The organism is Mesorhizobium sp. M7D.F.Ca.US.004.01.2.1, from assembly GCF_003997785.1.
Taxonomy (GTDB): domain Bacteria; phylum Pseudomonadota; class Alphaproteobacteria; order Rhizobiales; family Rhizobiaceae; genus Mesorhizobium; species Mesorhizobium loti.
The window spans coordinates 1-18,350 of sequence record NZ_RZRQ01000108.1 but is presented as its reverse complement, the minus strand read 5'-3'; the positions used below and the strand labels follow the sequence as shown (position 1 = coordinate 18,350).

Annotated in this window: 18 protein-coding genes; 8 read left to right on the top strand and 10 right to left on the bottom strand. The window is 64.8% G+C overall.

The features are described from left to right. From EN993_RS16725 to EN993_RS16715, 3 genes are all read left to right on the top strand, one after another. A partial coding sequence (locus EN993_RS16725) for an NAD-dependent succinate-semialdehyde dehydrogenase (protein ID WP_164757684.1) occupies positions 1-1,189 on the top strand: 1,189 nt, incomplete at its 5' end. 172 nt (positions 1,190-1,361) lie between these two features. Further along, positions 1,362-2,741, top strand: coding sequence for an aspartate aminotransferase family protein (locus tag EN993_RS16720; protein WP_109670050.1), 1,380 nt, complete (start codon positions 1,362-1,364; stop codon positions 2,739-2,741). A gap of 9 nt (positions 2,742-2,750) precedes the next feature. Beyond that, positions 2,751-3,854: an alcohol dehydrogenase family protein gene (locus tag EN993_RS16715; RefSeq protein WP_127264205.1), complete on the top strand. Its 1,104-nt coding sequence runs from the start codon at positions 2,751-2,753 to the stop codon at positions 3,852-3,854. Here EN993_RS16715 and EN993_RS16710 read toward each other — a convergent pair whose 3' ends face one another. The 8 genes from EN993_RS16710 to EN993_RS16680 are packed head-to-tail and all read right to left on the bottom strand — an operon-like array spanning position 3,855 to position 11,401. After that, positions 3,855-4,907: an ornithine cyclodeaminase gene (locus EN993_RS16710; protein ID WP_127264203.1), complete on the bottom strand. Its 1,053-nt coding sequence runs from the start codon at positions 4,905-4,907 to the stop codon at positions 3,855-3,857. A gap of 30 nt (positions 4,908-4,937) precedes the next feature. Further along, a complete protein-coding gene (locus EN993_RS16705; protein WP_127264201.1) occupies positions 4,938-5,567 on the bottom strand; it encodes an FMN-binding negative transcriptional regulator in 630 nt (209 codons plus the stop codon). 4 nt (positions 5,568-5,571) lie between these two features. After that, on the bottom strand, positions 5,572-6,453 hold the full coding sequence (locus tag EN993_RS16700) for a branched-chain amino acid ABC transporter permease (RefSeq protein ID WP_127264199.1): 882 nt from the start codon (positions 6,451-6,453) through the stop codon (positions 5,572-5,574). Positions 6,454-6,458: 5 nt separating this feature from the next. Then, on the bottom strand, positions 6,459-7,163 hold the full coding sequence (locus tag EN993_RS16695; protein WP_109670061.1) for an ABC transporter ATP-binding protein: 705 nt from the start codon (positions 7,161-7,163) through the stop codon (positions 6,459-6,461). A 4-nt stretch (positions 7,164-7,167) separates the two neighbouring features. Beyond that, positions 7,168-8,334 carry an ABC transporter substrate-binding protein gene (locus EN993_RS16690; RefSeq protein ID WP_127264197.1) on the bottom strand — a complete coding sequence of 389 codons (1,167 nt, stop codon included), beginning with the start codon at positions 8,332-8,334 and terminating at the stop codon, positions 7,168-7,170. A gap of 45 nt (positions 8,335-8,379) precedes the next feature. Continuing rightward, complete coding sequence (locus EN993_RS16685; protein ID WP_127264195.1) at positions 8,380-10,236, bottom strand: branched-chain amino acid ABC transporter ATP-binding protein/permease; 1,857 nt, start codon at positions 10,234-10,236, stop codon at positions 8,380-8,382. After that, positions 10,236-10,535, bottom strand: coding sequence for an FAD-binding oxidoreductase (locus tag EN993_RS38345; protein WP_281040325.1), 300 nt, complete (start codon positions 10,533-10,535; stop codon positions 10,236-10,238). The genes EN993_RS16685 and EN993_RS38345 overlap by 1 nt, the downstream gene beginning before the upstream one ends. Then, positions 10,421-11,401, bottom strand: coding sequence for an FAD-dependent oxidoreductase (locus EN993_RS16680; protein ID WP_281040326.1), 981 nt, complete (start codon positions 11,399-11,401; stop codon positions 10,421-10,423). Before EN993_RS16680 ends, EN993_RS38345 begins: the two co-directional genes overlap by 115 nt. A gap of 145 nt (positions 11,402-11,546) precedes the next feature. Between EN993_RS16680 and EN993_RS16675 the strand changes: the two genes are divergently transcribed. From EN993_RS16675 to EN993_RS16655, 5 genes are read left to right on the top strand one after another with little or no spacing between them, the layout of a single operon-like run. After that, entirely contained in the window at positions 11,547-12,485 is a 939-nt protein-coding gene (locus EN993_RS16675) for a MurR/RpiR family transcriptional regulator (protein WP_127264193.1), read from the top strand. Continuing rightward, positions 12,482-13,129 (top strand): isochorismatase family cysteine hydrolase, encoded by a 648-nt coding sequence (locus tag EN993_RS16670; RefSeq protein WP_127264191.1) that lies wholly within the window; start codon positions 12,482-12,484, stop codon positions 13,127-13,129. The genes EN993_RS16675 and EN993_RS16670 overlap by 4 nt, the downstream gene beginning before the upstream one ends. After that, entirely contained in the window at positions 13,126-14,448 is a 1,323-nt protein-coding gene (locus tag EN993_RS16665; protein ID WP_127264189.1) for a glutamine synthetase, read from the top strand. The genes EN993_RS16670 and EN993_RS16665 overlap by 4 nt, the downstream gene beginning before the upstream one ends. After that, complete coding sequence (locus EN993_RS16660) at positions 14,448-15,233, top strand: N-formylglutamate amidohydrolase (RefSeq protein ID WP_127264187.1); 786 nt, start codon at positions 14,448-14,450, stop codon at positions 15,231-15,233. The genes EN993_RS16665 and EN993_RS16660 overlap by 1 nt, the downstream gene beginning before the upstream one ends. Continuing rightward, on the top strand, positions 15,230-16,546 hold the full coding sequence (locus EN993_RS16655) for an aspartate aminotransferase family protein (protein ID WP_127264185.1): 1,317 nt from the start codon (positions 15,230-15,232) through the stop codon (positions 16,544-16,546). The genes EN993_RS16660 and EN993_RS16655 overlap by 4 nt, the downstream gene beginning before the upstream one ends. Before the next feature lie 69 nt (positions 16,547-16,615). Here EN993_RS16655 and EN993_RS16650 read toward each other — a convergent pair whose 3' ends face one another. Together EN993_RS16650 and EN993_RS16645 are read right to left on the bottom strand one after the other, a co-directional pair. Beyond that, positions 16,616-17,635 carry an NADP-dependent oxidoreductase gene (locus EN993_RS16650; RefSeq protein WP_127264183.1) on the bottom strand — a complete coding sequence of 340 codons (1,020 nt, stop codon included), beginning with the start codon at positions 17,633-17,635 and terminating at the stop codon, positions 16,616-16,618. Between the two features lie 25 nt (positions 17,636-17,660). Next, positions 17,661-18,350, bottom strand: a 690-nt coding sequence (locus tag EN993_RS16645; RefSeq protein WP_127264181.1) for an LLM class flavin-dependent oxidoreductase, incomplete at its 5' end; no start/stop codon positions are given.

Sequence of the window (18,350 nt, the reverse complement as noted above, 5' to 3'; positions counted from 1 at the left end):
AGACCTCGCTCTGCTGATGACGCTGGAACAGGGCAAGCCGCTGCAGGAGTCGCTGGGCGAGATCGACTATGCCGCTTCCTTCGTCGAATGGTATGCGGAAGAAGCAAAACGCCTGAATGCCGAGAGCGTCACCAGCCATCTGCCGAACGCGGAAATGATGGTGCGGCGCGAGCCGCTCGGTGTCGTCGGTGTCGTCACGCCGTGGAATTTTCCGTTGGCGATGCTGACCCGCAAGGCGGCAGCCGCCCTTGCCGCCGGCTGCACCATTGTTGCGCATCCCTCCTCGGAGACGCCGCTGTCGGCGCTGGCGCTGGCCGAACTCGGCGAACGCGCCGGCCTGCCCGCCGGCGTCTTCAACATCATCACCGGCAAGGCTTCGACCATCGTCGGCCGGATGTGCGAAGATCCGCGCGTCCGCGCCATGAGTTTTACCGGCTCGACCGAGATCGGCCGGCTGATCGCCGCGCAAAGTGCGCCGACGATGAAGCGGCTGGTGATGGAGCTTGGCGGCCATGCGCCGCTGATCGTCTTTGCCGATGCCGATCTCGACAAAGCGGTGAGCATCGCCATCGACGCCAAATTCGCCACCTCGGGCCAGGACTGCCTCGCCGCCAACCGTATCTATGTCCAGCGTCCAATCTACGAGCGCTTCTGCGCCGCCTTCGCCAAGCGCATCGAGGCGCTGCGGACCGGCAACGGCCTTGCTCAGGAAATCGACATCGGGCCGCTGATGCATGAGCGCGCCGTCAAGAAGGTCGAGGAACAGGTAGCCGACGCTATCGCCAATGGCGCGCGTTGCCTCACCGGCGGCAAGCGGCACCAGGCCGGGCCGCTGTTCTACCAGCCGACGCTGCTGGCCGATGTCACCGACGAGGCGCTGATCATGCGCGAGGAGACCTTCGGTCCGGTCGCCGCCGTGACGCCATTCGACAGCGAGGACGTGGTGATCGCCCGCGCCAACGCCACCGAATATGGCCTCGTCGCCTATGTCGTGACCGAGAACGGCGCCCGCCAGCAACGCATGGGCCGCGCGCTCGACTACGGCATGGTCGCCATCAACCGCGTCAAGATCACCGGCGCGCCGATCCCGTTCGGCGGCGTCAAGCAGTCCGGCATCGGTCGCGAAGGTTCGCGCCACGGGCTCGAAGCCTTCACCGATCTAAAATATCTCTGCCTGGACGTAGCCTAAGATGTGTCGATATTCAGGTGATGCCGGCCTGCAAATGCCAGGGTTCTGCGCTTCCGGTGCTACGTACTCAAGTACGCTCCGCTCCGGTTCTCGAAACCCGCCATTTTCGGCTCGGCCTGACCTGAATTTCAACACACCTTAAGTCGCGCCAGTTTTCTCAAGGAGTCAAAAAATGCTCGACCAATCCAACGAACTCGCCGCCTGGGATCGCGACCACTTCTTCCATCCCTCGACCCATATGGGCACGCACGCACGCGGCGAAAGCCCGACGCGCATCATGGCCGGCGGTGAAGGCGTCACCGTCTGGGATAACAATGGCAGGAAGAGCCTGGATGCCTTTGCCGGCCTCTATTGCGTCAATGTCGGCTACGGCCGCCAGAAGATCGCTGACGCCATCGCCGCCCAGGCGAAAAACCTCGCTTACTACCACGCCTATGTCGGCCACGGCACCGAGGCCTCGATAACGCTGGCCAAGATGATCATCGACCGCGCGCCAAAGGGCATGTCGAGGGTCTATTTCGGCCTGTCGGGCTCGGATGCCAACGAAACCAACATCAAGCTGATCTGGTACTACAACAATGTGCTGGGACGGCCGGAAAAGAAGAAGATCATCTCGCGCTGGCGCGGCTATCACGGCTCGGGCGTGATGACCGGTTCACTGACCGGGCTCGACCTGTTCCACAACGCCTTCGACCTGCCGCGCGCGCCGATCCTGCATACCGAGGCGCCCTACTATTTCCGCCGCGCCGACCGCTCGATGAGCGAAGAGCAGTTCTCGCAGTATTGCGCCGACAAGCTTGAGGAGATGATCCTGGCCGAGGGCCCGGAAACGGTCGCTGCCTTCATCGGCGAGCCGATTCTCGGCACTGGCGGTATCGTGCCGCCGCCGGCTGGCTACTGGGAGAAAATCCAGGCGGTGCTGAAGAAGTACGACGTGCTGCTGGTCGCCGACGAGGTGGTGACGGGCTTCGGCCGGCTGGGCACCATGTTCGGCTCCGACCACTATGGTATCAAGCCGGACCTGATCACCATCGCCAAGGGCCTGACCTCGGCCTATGCGCCACTGTCGGGCGTCATCGTCGCCGACAAGATGTGGCAGGTGCTGGTCGAGGGCTCCGACAAGCTCGGCTCGCTCGGCCATGGCTGGACCTATTCGGCGCATCCGATCTGCGTTGCCGCCGGGGTCGCCAATCTCGAACTGATCGACGAGATGGATCTGGTGACGAATGCCCGCGAGACCGGCGCCTATTTCCGCGCAGAGCTGGCCAAAGCGGTCGGCGGCCACAAACATGTCGGCGACGTGCGCGGCGACGGCATGCTGGCGGCGGTCGAGTTCGTCGCCGACAAGGACGACCGGGTGTTCTTCGACGCGTCGCAGAAGATCGGGCCGCAAGTGGCGACGGCGCTTGCCGCAAGCGGCGTCATCGGCCGCGCCATGCCGCAGGGTGACATCCTCGGCTTCGCCCCGCCGCTCTGCCTGACCCGCGAAGAAGCCGACATCGTCGTTTCGAAGACGGCTGATGCGGTGAAGAGCGTGTTTGCCAATCTCTGAGATCGACCGATGAATGCCATGACCAGAACCCTCCCCGCCACTATGGCCGCCGTGCTGCTCACCGGGCACGGCGGACCGGAAAAACTCGTCTACCGCAGCGATGTGAAAGTGCCCGCGCCTGCCGCCGGCGAAGTGCTGGTCAAGGTCAGCGCTTGCGGCATGAACAACACCGACGTCTGGGTCCGCCAGGGCGCCTATGGCACGGAAGAGGACGCTGCCGCGGTATCAACATGGCGCCGCCAGGGCAACACGCTGACGTTCCCGCGCATCCAGGGCACCGACACGGTCGGCACCGTCGCCGCTGTCGGCGAAGGTGTGTCGCCGGACCGTATCGGCGAACGGGTGATGGTCGATTTCTCGATCTACAACCGCGACGACGATTCACTCGCCGACATCGACTATATGGGCCATGGCCGCGACGGCGGCTACGCCGAATACCAGGCCGTGCCGGCCGAGAATGCCCATGTCGTCGATACCGAGCTGACCGACGTCGAACTCGCCACCTTCTGCTGCGCCTATCTCACCGGCGAACAGATGCTGGAACGGGCCGCGCTCAAGGCCGGTGAACGCGTGCTGGTCACCGGCGCCTCGGGTGGTGTCGGTTCCGGCATCGTGCAACTGGCGCGGGCGCGCGGCGCCATTCCCTATGCCGTCGTCGGCAAGGGCAAGGAACAGGCGGTGCTCGACATCGGCGCCGAGGCTGTCATCACCCGTGGCGTTGCCGACCTTCCTCATGCCGTGAACGAGGCGACCGGCGGCCAGCCGATCGACGTGGTGGCCGACCTCGTCGGCGGCGCCATCTTCAACGACCTGTTACGCATCCTGCGACCCGAAGGCCGCTACACCACGGCCGGGGCAATCGCCGGCCCGGTCGTGCAGCTCGATCTCAGGACCATGTATCTCAAGCAGTTGCAGCTACATGGCTCGAGCCAGGGCACGCGCGCCGATTTTCGCCGCATTGTTGGATACATCGAAGCGAAGAAAATCCGACCGCTGGTCGGCGGCGTCTACAAGCTCTCCGATTTCCACCACGCGCAGGCGGATTTCATCGCCAAGGATTTCGTTGGCAAACTGGTGGTGGTGCCGGATGCCATATGGGATTCGGCTGACTGACTATGCCTCAACCTGTTGGGCCGCTCTCAGCAGCATGCCGAACAGGTCGCGTGGCTCGTCGGGGTCGGCCAGCATGTCGAGTTCCTGGTAGAGGCCGGTCGAGCGCAGCTGATCCCTGACATAGCGCAGCGCCGAGAAATCCTCGATGGCGAAGCCAACCGAATCGAACAGCGTGATCTGGCCGGGGTCGCGCCGGCCTTGCACCGCGCCTGACATCACCTGCCACAGCTCGGTCACCTCATGATCCGGTGCAAGCTGCTGGATCTCGCCCTCGATGCGCGTCTGCGGCGGATATTCGACGAAGATGTCGGAGCGCAGCAGGATGTCGCGGTGGAGTTCGGTTTTCCCCGGGCAGTCGCCGCCGACCGCGTTGATGTGCACGCCGGAGCCGACCATGTTGTCGGTGAGGATGGTGGCATACTGCTTGTCGGCGGTGACGGTGGTGATGATGTCGGCTCCCTCGACCGCTTCTTGCGCGGTGCCGCAGGCGACCATGTCGAAGCCGAGACCGGCGAGATTACGGATGCATTTTTCGGTGGCCGTGCGGTCAATGTCGTAAAGCCTCAGCCCGTCGACGCCGAGCAGCGCCTTGAAGGCCACCGCCTGGAATTCGGCCTGTGCGCCATTGCCGATCAGCGCCATGCAGTTCGAGCCGGTCGGCGCCAGGTACTTGGCGGCCAGAGCCGACATCGCCGCTGTGCGCAGCGCGGTCAGGATGGTCATTTCCGACAGCAATACCGGATAGCCATTGTGGACATCGGCGAGCATGCCGAAGGCGGTCACGGTCTGGCGGCCCTCGCGCATGTTCTTGGGGTGACCGTTGACATATTTGAAGCCGTAGACTTCGCCGTCGCTGGTCGGCATCAGTTCGATGACGCCTTCGGCGCTGTGCGAGGCGACGCGCGGCGTCTTGTCGAACAGCTCCCAGCGGCGGAAATCGTCCTCGATGTAGCCAGCGAGTTCGACGAGAAAACGCTCGACGCCGATCTTCAGCACCAGCTTCATCATGTGGTCAGCGCTGACGAAGGGTACGATGTTGAGATTGGGAATCATTTTTTTCTTATCCTTGCCGCTTGCCGGCGGTCAGTCCTGGCGATGCGCGTTGTGCGCCTTCATCATCGTTGCCAGCGCCGGATCGTTTTGCTCCAGCGCTTTGATGGCTCCGCCCGTGTCGTAGAGGCGCTCATCCTGTCCCATCTTGAACTTGGCTTCGAGCCGCCCGATCGGCAGGTCAAACCCTATGATACCAGGTATGCGTCGCTCCATGCCGCCGGGTCCCAGTTCGCGCATCCGCCAGCGATCGTCGCGATCTCTCTCCAGCATGTCGACAAGCTGAAGCAGATGTCTTGCGGTGCCGTGATCGTCGAGCGGAATCGGCAGGCCATGGCAATGCACGACGGCGAAATTCCAGGTCGGCGCGCTGTCGCGCACCGGGTTGCGCGGATACCAGGACGGCGAGATGTAGCCATGCGGGCCGTGAAAGATGGCGACCGTCTCCCTGCCCTCGGCAATCAGCGCGCTGTGCGGATTGGCCCTGGCGAGATGCGAGACCAACGTTCCGTTTTCACCGCGCACGCGATCAAGCACGAAGGGCAGATGCGATACGGCGAGGCCCTGCGATCCTGACGTCACCACCGTGGCGAAGGCCGCGGCTTCGATCAAGCCGAACACCTCGTCGCGCGACAGCGGCGCGAATTCAGGCTTGCTATACATCAGGTCAGCTTCGCTGGGCGCGAACCGCTGGGATCAGGCCTTGCGGGCGAACCAGCAGCACCGCGATGACCCCCGACAGCACGATGGCGTCGCGGTAGGGTGCGATCGCTCCCGGCAGCGTCGCCTGCAACAGCACCTCGATGATGCCGAGCAGGAAGCCGCCGGCGACAGCACCGGGCAGGCTGCCCAGGCCACCGACGACGGCGGCGATGAACGCCTTCAGCACCGGCGTAAAACCCATCAGCGGATCGACCGAGGCGCGCTGCGCCACCCACAGCATGGCCGCCAGCCCGGCCAGCAGGCCGGAGAGCAGGAAGGCTGTAGCGATGATGCGGCTGGCCGGAATGCCCATCAAGCGCACGACGTCGAAATCTTCCGCCGCTGCGCGCATTGCCGTGCCGGTCACCGAGCGGCGCAGGAAGACTTCCAGCGCAATCAGCGCCAGCGCCGAGACGACGATCGAGATGCTGGGACCGACGCCGATGGTGAAGTCGCCGAAGGAGAAGGCGCCGGTCATCCAGCCGGGCATGGCGACGGCCTGCGGCCGCGCCGAGATGCCGTCCTGGAAGACGACCTTCAGCAGGCTGGAGACGGCGAAGCTGGTCAGCAACAGACTGGTGACGCTGGCGCCGCGCATCGGCCTAAACGCGATGCGCTCCATGGCGACGGCGGCAAGCGCGCCGCAGGAGACGGCGACAAGCACCGCCACCGGGAACGGAAAGCCAAGCACCAGCGAGGCCAGCAGCGCATAGCCCGACAGCGTCATCAGCTCGCCATGGGCGAAGTTGATGAGGCCGACGATGGAAAAGACGATCGCCAGCCCGAGCGCCAGCAGCGCATAGACGCCGCCGAGGCTCACTGCATTGATGATCTGCTGCGCGATCATGCTTCTTAAGCTCCCAAATAGGCTTGGCGGACGAGGTCCGAGGAGGCGAGTTCTTTTGCCGTGCCCGACAGCACCACCTCGCCATTGGCGAGCACGACGGCACGGTCGGCGATTTCTAGCGCCAGCGCCACATTCTGTTCGACCAGAAGGATGGTCAGGCCCTTGCGGCGCAGTTCGGCGATCAGGTCGAAGACGGTGTCGATCAATTGCGGGGCAAGGCCGAGCGAGGGCTCGTCGAGCAGGATCATGCGCGGCTTGCCCATCAGCGCGCGGGCGATGGCCAGCATCTGCTGTTCGCCGCCGGACAGATTGCCGCCCTTGACGCGGTAATAGCGACGCAGGATCGGGAACAGCTCCAGCATCTCCTCCTCGCGCAGCCGCGCCTCAGCCACCGGCTGATGCACTGCGCCGCCGAGCCGCAGATTGTCGGCCACTGTCAGACTGGCGAAGATGCGGCGGCCTTCGGGAACCAGCGCGACGCCCTTGCGGGCAATCGCCTCCGGCGTCAGGCCGGTGATGTCGACACCGTCGAAGATCACCTTGCCGGATGCAACCGGCACCAGCCCGGCGACGGCGCCGAGCGTCGAGCTCTTGCCAGCGCCATTGGCGCCGACCAGCGCGATGATCTCGCCGCTGTCGACGGTGAGGTCGACGCGGCGCACCGCCTCGACTTCGCCGTACCGGATTTTCAGGGCTTCGACGCTCAGCATGACATCACGGCGCGGGGACGTCGGCGGCGTCGGGGATCAGGGTCTGGACATGCTTGCCCTCGCCGCCGTCATAGCGCATCAGCGCCACTGGCCGCAGCGGCATGCGATCGGTGCCGGCATAGGTGATCTTGCCGGTGATGCCTTCGAAATCCTTGAGGCCGGCGATGGCGTCGCGGATTGCCTTGGGGTCGTCGGAGCCGGCCGTCTTGACCGCCTGGTCGAGGATCAGGCCGATCTCGTAGCCATTGACCTCATAGGTCGATTCCGGTGCGTGGCCGGCATATTTGGTGAAGGCGGCGTTGAAGGCCTCGAGCTTGCTGCCCGGCTCGGCATAGCCGGCCGCGGTGTAGACGACGCCATCGACCAATTTGCCGAGCGCCTTGATGGTCGGCGTGCCGATGGCATCGGCGCCATAGACCGGGATGGTGACGCCGGCGCCGCGCAATTGCTGGATGAAGGCTGGGAAATCGGGTTCGTAGGCCGCCGTCATGATCAGGTCCGGCTTGTCGGCCAGGCCCTTGATGTTGGTGATCTCGGCGGAAAAGTCGGGCTGTCCCATGCTGAAGGTGCCGCGACCGACAATGGCGCCGCCCTTCTTCTCGAATACCTTGCCGAAATATTCCGGCAAATTGGCGGTGTAGGTGGAATCCGGCGAAGTCAGCAGGAACACCTTCTTCTTGCCTTCGGAGACGGCGAAGTCGGCAACCGCCGTCGCCTGCACATTGTCGGCCGGATAGGTGCCAAACATGACGTCGCCGACCGCGCCGGTGAGTACCGGGGCAGAGCCGCACAGGGTCAAGGTCGGAATGCCCAGCGGCTGGGTGAGCTGGCCGGCGGAAATCGAGGGATCGGCATCGCACGGCGTGATCATGATCTTGGCGCCGGCGTCGATCAACTCCTGGGCGACGGTGGCGGTCTGCGCGGTGTCGGAACGCGTGTCCTTGATCAGCAGCTTGACGGTGTATTTGCCGCCGAGCCCGCCCTTGGCGTTGAGTTCGTCGAGCGACATGCGCAGGCCGGCAAGTGCCGGCTGGTCGTAAGGGGCAAGGCCGCCGGTCTGCGCGGTCGCGGCACCGATGATGATCTCCTCGGCGCTGGCCGTCGAAATGGCGGCGATGCCGAACACGGCCGCACACAGGGCGGCGCGATGGAGGCGATAGAGGCTTGGCATGTCGGTTCTCCTTCTGGATTTCTTATGATTGGCTGTCGTTGCGGGTCATGCGGTCTGGTTTTCAGCTGTTGCGGTCTTGGCGCGCGCCGTGCGGCTGCCGAGATAGGCGGCGATGACGGCAGGGTTCTTCTGGACATCGGCGGGCGTGCCGTCGGCGATGACGCGGCCATGATCGATGACGACGATGCGCTCGCACAGGTTCATCACCAGCCGCATGTCGTGTTCGATCAGCACCACGCCGATGCGACGCTCGGCGCGGACCGTCGACAGGATGGAGACCAGTTCGGCGGTCTCGACAGCGTTCATGCCGGCGGCCGGTTCGTCGAGGAGCAGGAAGCGCGGCTTCAACGCCAGAGCGCGCGCCACTTCGAGCCGGCGGCGCTGGCCATAGGCAAGCCTGGCGGCCGGCTGATCGGCAAATCTCTCCAGCCCCATGCGCGTAAGTTCGCCCATTGCCGCCGCCTCGGCATGGCCAAGATCCGGCTCCACCTGGCGTGCGGCGACGACGACATTTTCGAGCACGGTCATGTGCGGGAAGACGCGGATGTTCTGGAAGGTGCGGGCAACGCCGGAGCGGGCAAAGCGGAAGGCCGAAGCCTGCCGCACCGCGCCACCCACCGATACGGTGCCGACACTTGGCTGGACATCGCCGGCCAGCATATTGAGCAGCGTCGTCTTGCCGGCGCCGTTGGGGCCGATGATGCCGGTGATGCTGTCGGTACCGAAGCTCAGACTGACGTCATCGACAGCAACGACGCCGGCATAGCGGCGCGACAGATGATCGGCGGTGAGCCAGTCACTCTCGACATGCTGCGGAGGTGCCGCCGAAGCCATCACGGCCTGACGTCCAGGCCGGCGCAGGAGGTTCAGCTCACGCTCGCCGAACAGGCCGGTCGGGCGTCGCCAGATGACCAGGATCATGGCAATGGCCAGCACACCCTGGGTCAGGCCGAACAGGACAGGCAGATGCAGGCCGAGCACTTCGCCGCCGCCTTCGAAGCGGCGCACCACTTCGATCAAAACGATGGTGACGATGACGCCGGCGAAAGCGCCGAGCGACGAGTTCATTCCGCCGACGATCAGCATGGCGAGCATGGTGAAGCCGAGGTCGAAATAGAAATCGCGCGGCGAAAACGCACCAAGGAATTGCGCCATCAAGGCACCGGCGGCCATGGCGGCAACGACACCCGCCACCCAGGCGGCCAGACGCGCCGTGCGCTGGTCGACGCCGACGGCGGCCGCACCGCGCTCGTCATTGGCGGCGGCGCGTGTGGCAAGGCCGAAGGAGGTTTCGCGAAACAACCTCGCCGCCACCAGCGCCGCCGAAGCGACGGCTGCGGCCGTCCACAGCCCGACCTCGCGCGGCACGCCATAGAAGGGCTGGCTGCCGCGGGTGATCTCGCGCCCGGCGACCAGCAGCGTGTAGACGATGATCAGCATGGCCAGCGTGGCGATCGAGGCACTCGACCCGGAAAGCCTGAGCAGCGGCGTGCCAGTCAACAGGCCGATGATGACAGCCAGAACCAGGACCACGGCCAGCGCCGCGAAGAAGGAGAGTTGGTGCCCGGCGAGGAACTGCGGCAGGTCGCGCAGTGCCGTTCGCTGCAGTGCAGTCGGCATGGTGAGAATGCCGGTGGCATAGGCGCCGAGGCCGACAAAGGCTGCCTGGCCGAACGAGACGATGCCGCTGTTGCCGGAGAATATCTGCAGGCCAAGCACCGCTGTCAGCATGATCGCGGCATAGGTGACGACGCGTTGCATGGCGGCGCCGCCGAAGATAAAGGCGGCAAGCGCCACCAGCAGCAGCACCGCCACCATGCACAAGGCGTCGGCCGTGGCGTTGCGGAACGCGGCCGGCATGAAGCCGCTGGGCTTGCTCTCGCTTATCGTCACCGACGCCATCACGCGGCCTTGAAACGGTTGGGTGAGAACGGCGCCAGGATCGGCTGCACGCCCTCGGTGACCAGCCTGGCGACCGCCTCGCCGACGGCCGGACCGGTCTTGAAGCCGTGGCCGGAGGACCCCGCAGAAACAATCAGCCCTTCAACCCCAGGCATGGGTCCGATAACAGGCAGATCGTCGGGGCTCATGTCGTAGAGCCCGGCGTAGCCGGGCCGGATGCCAAGTTCGGCCATGGCCGGCACACGGGTGGCGAAGGTCTCCAGGATCTCGACCGATTCCTGCTCCTCGACACCTTCCATGTAGTCATCGGGATTTTCGACAAAGCGCGGCGGCCCGCATGTTCGTGGCGCAGGCCGGTGCCGCCGCCGGCCCAGGTGCCGGCCAGGATGACGCCGTCATTGTCGGGCCGCGCATAGTTGCAGGAAATGTCGTCGCACCAGGCGAAAGGCATGACCTGCCTTGCCTTGCCGGCGGCGTCGAGCACGGCCATCGGATGGCGCTCGACATGCAGCGGCAAATCGAGGCCGACCGTCGCCAGCAGGCGGCGCGTCCATGGCCCGGCGGCCAGGATGACCGTATCGGCTTCCAGCACCGTTCCATCGGCCAAGGTGACGCCGGTGATGCGGTCGCCCTGCCGCTGGAGGCTCTCGACCAACGTGTTCTGCATGATCTTCGCACCGTTGGCGCGGGCGGCTCGGGCGATGGCGTTGGTGGCGCCGAAGGCATCGGCATAACCAAATTCCGGCTCCCACAATGCCAGCGCGACATTGTCCAGCGCAAAGCCGGGTGCCGCATCGGCAAAGGCCTGCGGCGACAATGTCTCGATGCGCGCACCCTCACCGCGGATGCGTTCTGCTGCCGCCGTCCAGCTTGCCTTGTTGCCGTTGCCACAGACCCACATCATGCCGACTGCGGTGACGAAAGAGCCTTCGCCTGATATCTCCGGCAGCGACACGAGGATCTCGCGGCCACGGATGGAAAGCTGCGACAGTTCCGGCATCAGGTAGAAGGCGTGCAGCAGCGCCGACGATTTACCCGACGGGCCGCCTGCGGGATGGGTCTGCTCGACCAGCGTGACCTTCGCACCAGCCTTGGCCAGATGATAGGCGGTGCTCGATCCGACAATACCCGCACCGACGACGATGACGTCGCTTCCGTTTCGCATGGCTGTTCCCCACAGTCTCTTGGCTGCTTTCCGACAAGGTAGGGCCAGCGATCGCGCGATGTCAACATCTCTTCATTGTTGACCGATATTTAAATCTCTGTAATAAACTCGACAAAACAAGAGAACACGGATTTCGGGGAGGCCCATGGCGATACGCGATGTTCTGATGCGCGGGGATCTCACGCTGACGCCGTCGGAGGAGAAGATAGTCCGGCTGCTGTTGACGGACTATCCGACCTCCGGCCTCGGCACCGCTTCGTCGCTGGCGCGGCGCGCCGGCGTCAGCGATCCGACCGTGGTGCGACTGGTGATGAAGCTCGGCTATGAAGGGTTTCCGGATTTCCAGGCAAAGCTTCTGACCGAAGTCGAGGCAAGGCTGCATTCGCCGCTGCTGATGATGGAGGCCAAGCGGCAGAGCGGCTCGAACGACAGCGCCGTGCTGGCCTATCTCGATAGCGTCACCACGGCCCTGCAGAAAGCCACCGCCGCGACACCTGTCCAGACATACGAGCGAGCGGCCCGCTTGCTGATGGAGGCCAAGGGCGAGGTCGTGCTGGTCGGCGGCCGGTTCAGCCGCCACATCGCCGGCATGCTTGCCGGATATCTCGTGCAGTTTCGCCCCAAGGTTCGCGATCTTGGTGTGCTCTCGCCACAGACTTTCGACACACTGGCCGACCTCGACCGGCGCGACGTGCTCGTCGTCTTCGACTACCGCCGCTACCAGCTCGATGTGATGGCCTATGCAAAACAGGCGGCGGCGCTCGACGTGCGCATTGTCCTGTTCACCGACCAGTGGCTGTCGCCGATATCAGATCTCGCCGAAGTCACCATCGTCAGCCCGCTCGAAGTGGCCTCGCCCTACGATACGCTGGCGCCGGCGATCGCCCAGATGGAAGCCCTCACCGCTCATATTGTTTCGACGCTGGACGACGACGCTCGTGCTCGCATCGAGCGGCTTGAGAAGGTGCGGCATGCCAATGCCGTGACGCTCGACAGCGACCCGCAAGAGAACGGCGCGGGCCATACACCCGGACCACGCAAGATACCTGGACCCAAATCAGCAAAGCAGGACGACAAAGCATGACCCTGGCCCTACCCAAGCGAAACGAAGCCTTCCGCGCCGGCGAAACGGCGCTGCTGCTCGTCGACATGCAGCGCATTTGGCTGGAGCCGGGCGCCGATCCCTCGCATCCGGAGCGTGGACCGGATCACTATTTCTACCGGCAGACATCGTCGCAGACGATCCCCAACCAGGAGCGCCTGCTGGCCGCCGCGCGGGCCAACGGCGTCGAGGTTCTGCACACCATAATCCAGAGCCTGACCGAAGACGGCCGCGACCGCTCGCTCGACCACAAGCTGACACCGATCCATGTTGCGCCCAGCCTCGCAGAGGGCCTGCCGGTGGCGTCGCTGGCACCGGTCGGCGACGAGATCATGCTGCCGAAGACGTCGTCGGGCATCTTCAACTCGACCAATGTCGACTATCTCCTGAAGAACCTCGGCATTCGCTATCTCGTCGTGGTCGGCGTGCTGACCGATCAATGCGTCGACATGACGGTGCGCGACGGCGCCGACCGTGGCTACCTCGTCACCTGCGTAGCGGACGCCTGCGCCACCATCACCCAGGAACGCCACGACATCGCGCTCAAGGCCTTCGGCGGCTACTGCTGGGTCACCGACACCGACACGGTCGTCGCCCGCTTCAACGCTTTGGAAAAAACGGCATGACATCGACCGTCGAGCCTTTGGTTGCCGTCGTCACCACGGATCTCTCCGCCGTTACGCGGGGCCGCTTCGTTGCCGAAAGCAAGTTGCAGAAAACCGCCACGACCGGCGTCGGCTGGCTGCAGGCCAATCTGTCGCTGACGCCGTTCAACTCGATCGTCGATCCCAACCCCTGGGGCTCGTCGGGCGACCTGCGGCTGATCCCCGATCTCAAGGCGCGTTTTCGCACGACACACACCGGATCGGCGACGCCGTTCGATATGGTCGCCGGCGACATCGTCGAACTCGACGGCAGCCCGTGGCTCGGCTGCACGCGCACGATGCTGAAAAACGCGCTGGCCGAGCTGAAGGCCGCGACCGGCCTCTCGGTCATCGCCGCCTTCGAGCATGAATTCCATGTCGCCGATGGCGGCTTCGCGCCGGCGCATTCGATGTCTTTCGCCGCACTGCGCCGCGCCGACCCGTTTGCGCCCAATCTGATGGCGGCGCTGGAGGAGGCAGGTGTCGCGCCCGAAGTGGTCATCGCCGAATTTGGCGACGAGCAGTTCGAAGTGACGCACGAGCCGGCGGACGCGCTGACGGCGGCCGACCGCGCCGTCGCCATCCGCGAAATCACGCGCGAATTGGCGCGCAATGCCGGCTGGCGTGCAAGCTTCGCGCCCAAGACAGCGCCGAACGCCGTCGGCAACGGCATCCACATCCATTTTAGCTTCGTCGACGAGGCCGGCAAGCCGGTGACTTACGATGCGGCGCTGCCCGGCGGCCTTTCCGCCAAAGCCGGCGCCTTCTGCGCCGGTGTGCTGCGTCATCTGCCTGGCATCACCGCCATGACGGCGTCGAGCGTGTCGTCCTACTACCGGCTGAAGCCGCACAGCTGGAGCTCGTCCTACACCTGGCTTGCCGACCGCGACCGCGAGGCATCCTTGCGCATCTGTCCGACGGTGACGATCGGCGGGCGCGATCCGGCGCGGCAGTACAACATCGAGTACCGGGCCGCCGACGCCACCGGCAATCCCTATCTGTCGCTGGCGGCGATCATCCGCGCCGGGCTGGAGGGGCTGAAGGCGAACCTGCCATCGCCGCCGCTGGTCACCGGCGACCCGACATTGATGAGCGAGGCGGAGCGGGCAAAGCTCGGTCTCGTGCGCCTGCCCGAAACCCTGCCGGCGGCGCTGGACGCGCTTGTGGCTGACAGCACCGTGACGGGATGGTTCGCGCCTGTCTTCATCGAAACCTTCGTCGGCCTCAAGCAACACGAGGCAGAGCGCCTTGCCGGTCTCGATCCGGCTTCCATCTGCGATCTTTACCGGACGCTCTATTGATGACTGCACAGACTGAAAAAGGCCTGCTCGCTCAAAAAGATTGGCCCGAGGCCGTCGAGGTCCTCAACGAGCACGGCCATTCCGATATCGTGCTGTTGTGCGAGCATGCGTCCAACCACATGCCGGCCGAGTATCGGCAGCTCGGCCTCGATGCCAGCCATCTGCAGCGCCACATCGCCTGGGATATCGGCGCCGCCGAGGTGACCCGTCTGCTATCGTCGAAGCTCGATGCTCCGGCCTTCCTCAGCGGCTACTCCCGGCTGTTGATCGACCTCAACCGGCCACTCGATGGCCAGGGCAGCATTCCGGTGCTGTCGGAAGACACCGATATTCCCGGCAATGTCGGCATCGATGCGACGGAGCGGACCCGGCGTGCCGAAATCATCTTTTCGCCGTTTCATGACCGGGTGGCCGCGTATCTCGACCGCCGGGCACAAGCAGGCCGGCAGACGCGGATCGTGACGATCCATTCGTTCACGCCGGTCTTCCTCGGTGTCAGCAGGCCCTGGCATGCCGGCGTGCTGCATGACCATGCAAGCGGTCTCGCCGAAGCGATCCTTTCGGGCCTGCGCACTGATGCGGCGCTCAATGTCGCGGCCAACGTGCCCTATGTGATCAGCCGCGACGCCGACTACGCCGTGCCCATCCATGGCGACGATCGCGGTATCCCCGCCGTCCTCGTCGAGATCCGGCAGGATTTGTTGTCGACACGGTCCGGCATCGAGGAATGGGCGAACCGCCTGGCGGCGGCACTGCCCGCTCAGCAGGCGGAGTCAATCCCGTGAGCAATCTCAGCCTGCGCGAGCGTGACGCGGCGACGATCGCCCAGATCGGCAAGCTGCGGTTCTCGCCGCTCAGCGTCATAGGCGGCCAGGGCAACAGGCTGATCGAGGAAGGTGGCCGTTCGCTGCTTGACCTGTCGGGATCGGCCGGTCCGGCGGTGCTCGGCTACGGCCATCCAGCTGTCGTCGAGGCGGTCGAGACGTCGATCCGCAACATGGCCGGCGCCAGCCTGCTGCTCTATCCGAACGAGCCGGCTGTATCGCTGGCTGAGCGGCTGCTGGCGATCACGCCCGGAGAAGGCGAACGACGCGTCTGGTTCGGCCATTCCGGGTCCGACGCCAATGACTGCGCGGTGCGCGTGCTGCAGGCGGCGACCGGCCGCTCGCGCTTCATCTCGTTTATCGGTTCCTATCACGGCAATCTCTCGGGCTCGATGGGCATCAGCGGCCATACCGCCATGACCCACACACTGCCGCGGCCGGGCGTACTTCTGCTGCCCTACCCCGATCCGTACCGGCCGAACTTCGGCAGCGAGGACGTGCTTGCCCTGCTCGACTATCAGTTCGAGACCACATGCCCGCCGCATCAGGTCGCTGCTGTCTTCATCGAGCCGCTGATGTCGGATGGCGGATTGATCGTGCCGCCACCCGGCTTCCTCAAGGCGTTGCAGGAGCGTTGCCGCAGGCACGGCATCAAGATTGTCGTCGATGAGGTCAAGGTCGGGCTCGCCCGCAGTGGTCTGATGCACTGCTTCCAGCACGAAGGACTGACGCCGGACCTCGTCGTCTTCGGCAAAGGCATCGGCGGCGGCTTGCCGCTGTCGGCCGTTGTTGGCCCGAAGCAGATCATGGACCATGCGCCGGCCTTCGCTCTGCAGACGACCGCAGGCAACCCGGTGGCGACATCGGCTGGCAACGCGGTGCTGAAGACGATCGAGAGGGAAGGCCTGGTCGAGCGCTCGGCGCGGATCGGCACGCTGTTTTCCGATGCGCTGCGGGCACTCGGCGCCAAGCATGAAATCATCGGTGACGTGCGCGGGCGCGGCCTTGCCATCGGCGTCGACCTGGTCAAGGACCGCGCGACGCGCGAGCCCGTTGCGGCGACGACCACGGCCAAGATCATCTATCGCGGCTACGAACTGGGTGCGGCCTTCACCTATGTCGGGCTGAAGGCGAATGTGCTGGAGTTCATGCCGCCGCTGACGTTGACGGAAGACGAGGTAGCGGAGGGTGTCGCGATCGTCGACCAGGCGATCGCCGACGTGAATGCCGGCAAGGTCTCCGATGCGGACGTCGCCTCCTTCATGATGTGGTGAACAAAAAAAGGCGTCGCCACGGGCTGTGGCAGAAATTGTCTCGGCAGCCCTCGATTCCTTGCGCGACAGTTATTCCGCGATACGCACAACAAGCTTGCCGAAATTCCTGCCCTCGAGAAGGCCAAGAAAGGCCTGCGGCGCGTTCTCGATGCCATTCACGATGTCTTCCCTGTAGCGAACGCGGCCGGATGCTATCCAGTCGGCCATCTCGCGATAGAAGGCCGGACGCTGGTCGACAAATTCACGCTGGATGAAACCCCTGATCGTCAAGCTGCGGTGCAGCACTTGCTGCATCAATGTCGGCAGCCGGTCGACGCCGGCATCCGCGATGGCATTGTATTGCGCGATCAACCCGCAGACCGGCACACGCGCAAACTCGTTGAGCAGCGGAAACACAACATCCCAGACATGACCGCCGACATTCTCGAAATAGATATCGATGCCGTCAGGGCAGGCTGTCTTCAACTGCTCGGCAAAATCATCGGCACGGTGATCGACGACGGCGTCAAAGCCGAGTTCGTTTCGCACGAAGGCGCATTTGTTGGCGCCGCCGGCGATGCCGACGGCACGCGCGCCCTTGATGCGTGCGATCTGGCCAACGGCCGACCCGACCGCACCACTGGCAGCCGCCACGACAACCGTCTCGCCAGGCTTCGGCTGCCCGATGCTGAGCAGGCCGGCATAGGCCGTGAAGCCCGGCATGCCGAGCACGCCAAGCGCCGTCGTGACGGGTGCAGTCGCAGGATCGAGCTTGCGCAGCCCGACACCATCGGACAGTGCAAAACTCTGCCATCCCGAATGGGACAGGACGATGTCACCCTCGGCGAAGTGGGCGTGGCGGGACCTGACGACACGCGCAACGGTACCGCCTTCCATCACGCCGTCGACATCGACCGGCTTGGCATAGGATTTCGTGGCGTTCATGCGCCCGCGCATATAGGGATCGAGCGACAGATAAAGGATCTGCAGCAGCAATTCACCCTCCCCCGGCTGGACGACATCAACCGTCTCGATGCGGAAGTCATCTGACTTCGGCCGGCCTTGCGGCCGCGCCGCGAGCACGATGCGGGTGTTGGTCTGGGTCGACATTGGAGACCTCTCTGCGAAGGAAGTGCTACTTGAAAAACCGGTTGGGCGGACGCTTCAGGCCGAGATTCTCGCGCAGCGTCGATCCCTCATACTGTCGCCGGAAAATCCCTCGCCGCTGCAGTTCGGGCACGACCTTCTCGGCAAAATCATCGAGCCCGGCAGGTAGGTAGGGAAACATGATGTTGAACCCGTCTGAGCCCTCGGCGACCAGCCATTCCTCCATCTCGTCGGCGATTGTTTCAGGTGTACCGACAAAGGCAAGGCCGGAATAGCCGCCCAGCCTTTGCGCGAGTTGCCTGACCGTCAGGCTTTCCTGGCGCGCCAGTTCGATGACGCGCTCGCGGCCACTCTTCGAGGCATTGGTCTCGGGGATTTCGGGCAAGGGCGCGTCGGGATCAAAACCGGAGGCATCATGTCCAATGGCGATCGACAGCGAGGCAATGCCGCTCTCGTAGTAGACGAGACTGTCGAGCTTCGCCCGCCTGGCCTGCGCGTCCTCGATGCTGTCGCCGACAACGACAAAGGCGCCGGGCAGGATCTTGATGTCGTCGCGCGACCGGCCGAGCTTCTCCGCACGGCCTTTGACGTCGGCAAAGAAACGCTGCCCCGCTGCGAGATCGGCATGCGCGGCGAAAATGACCTCCGCCGTCTCTGCCGCCAATTGCCGCCCTGCCTCCGACGCACCGGCCTGGACGATGACCGGCCAGCCCTGCAC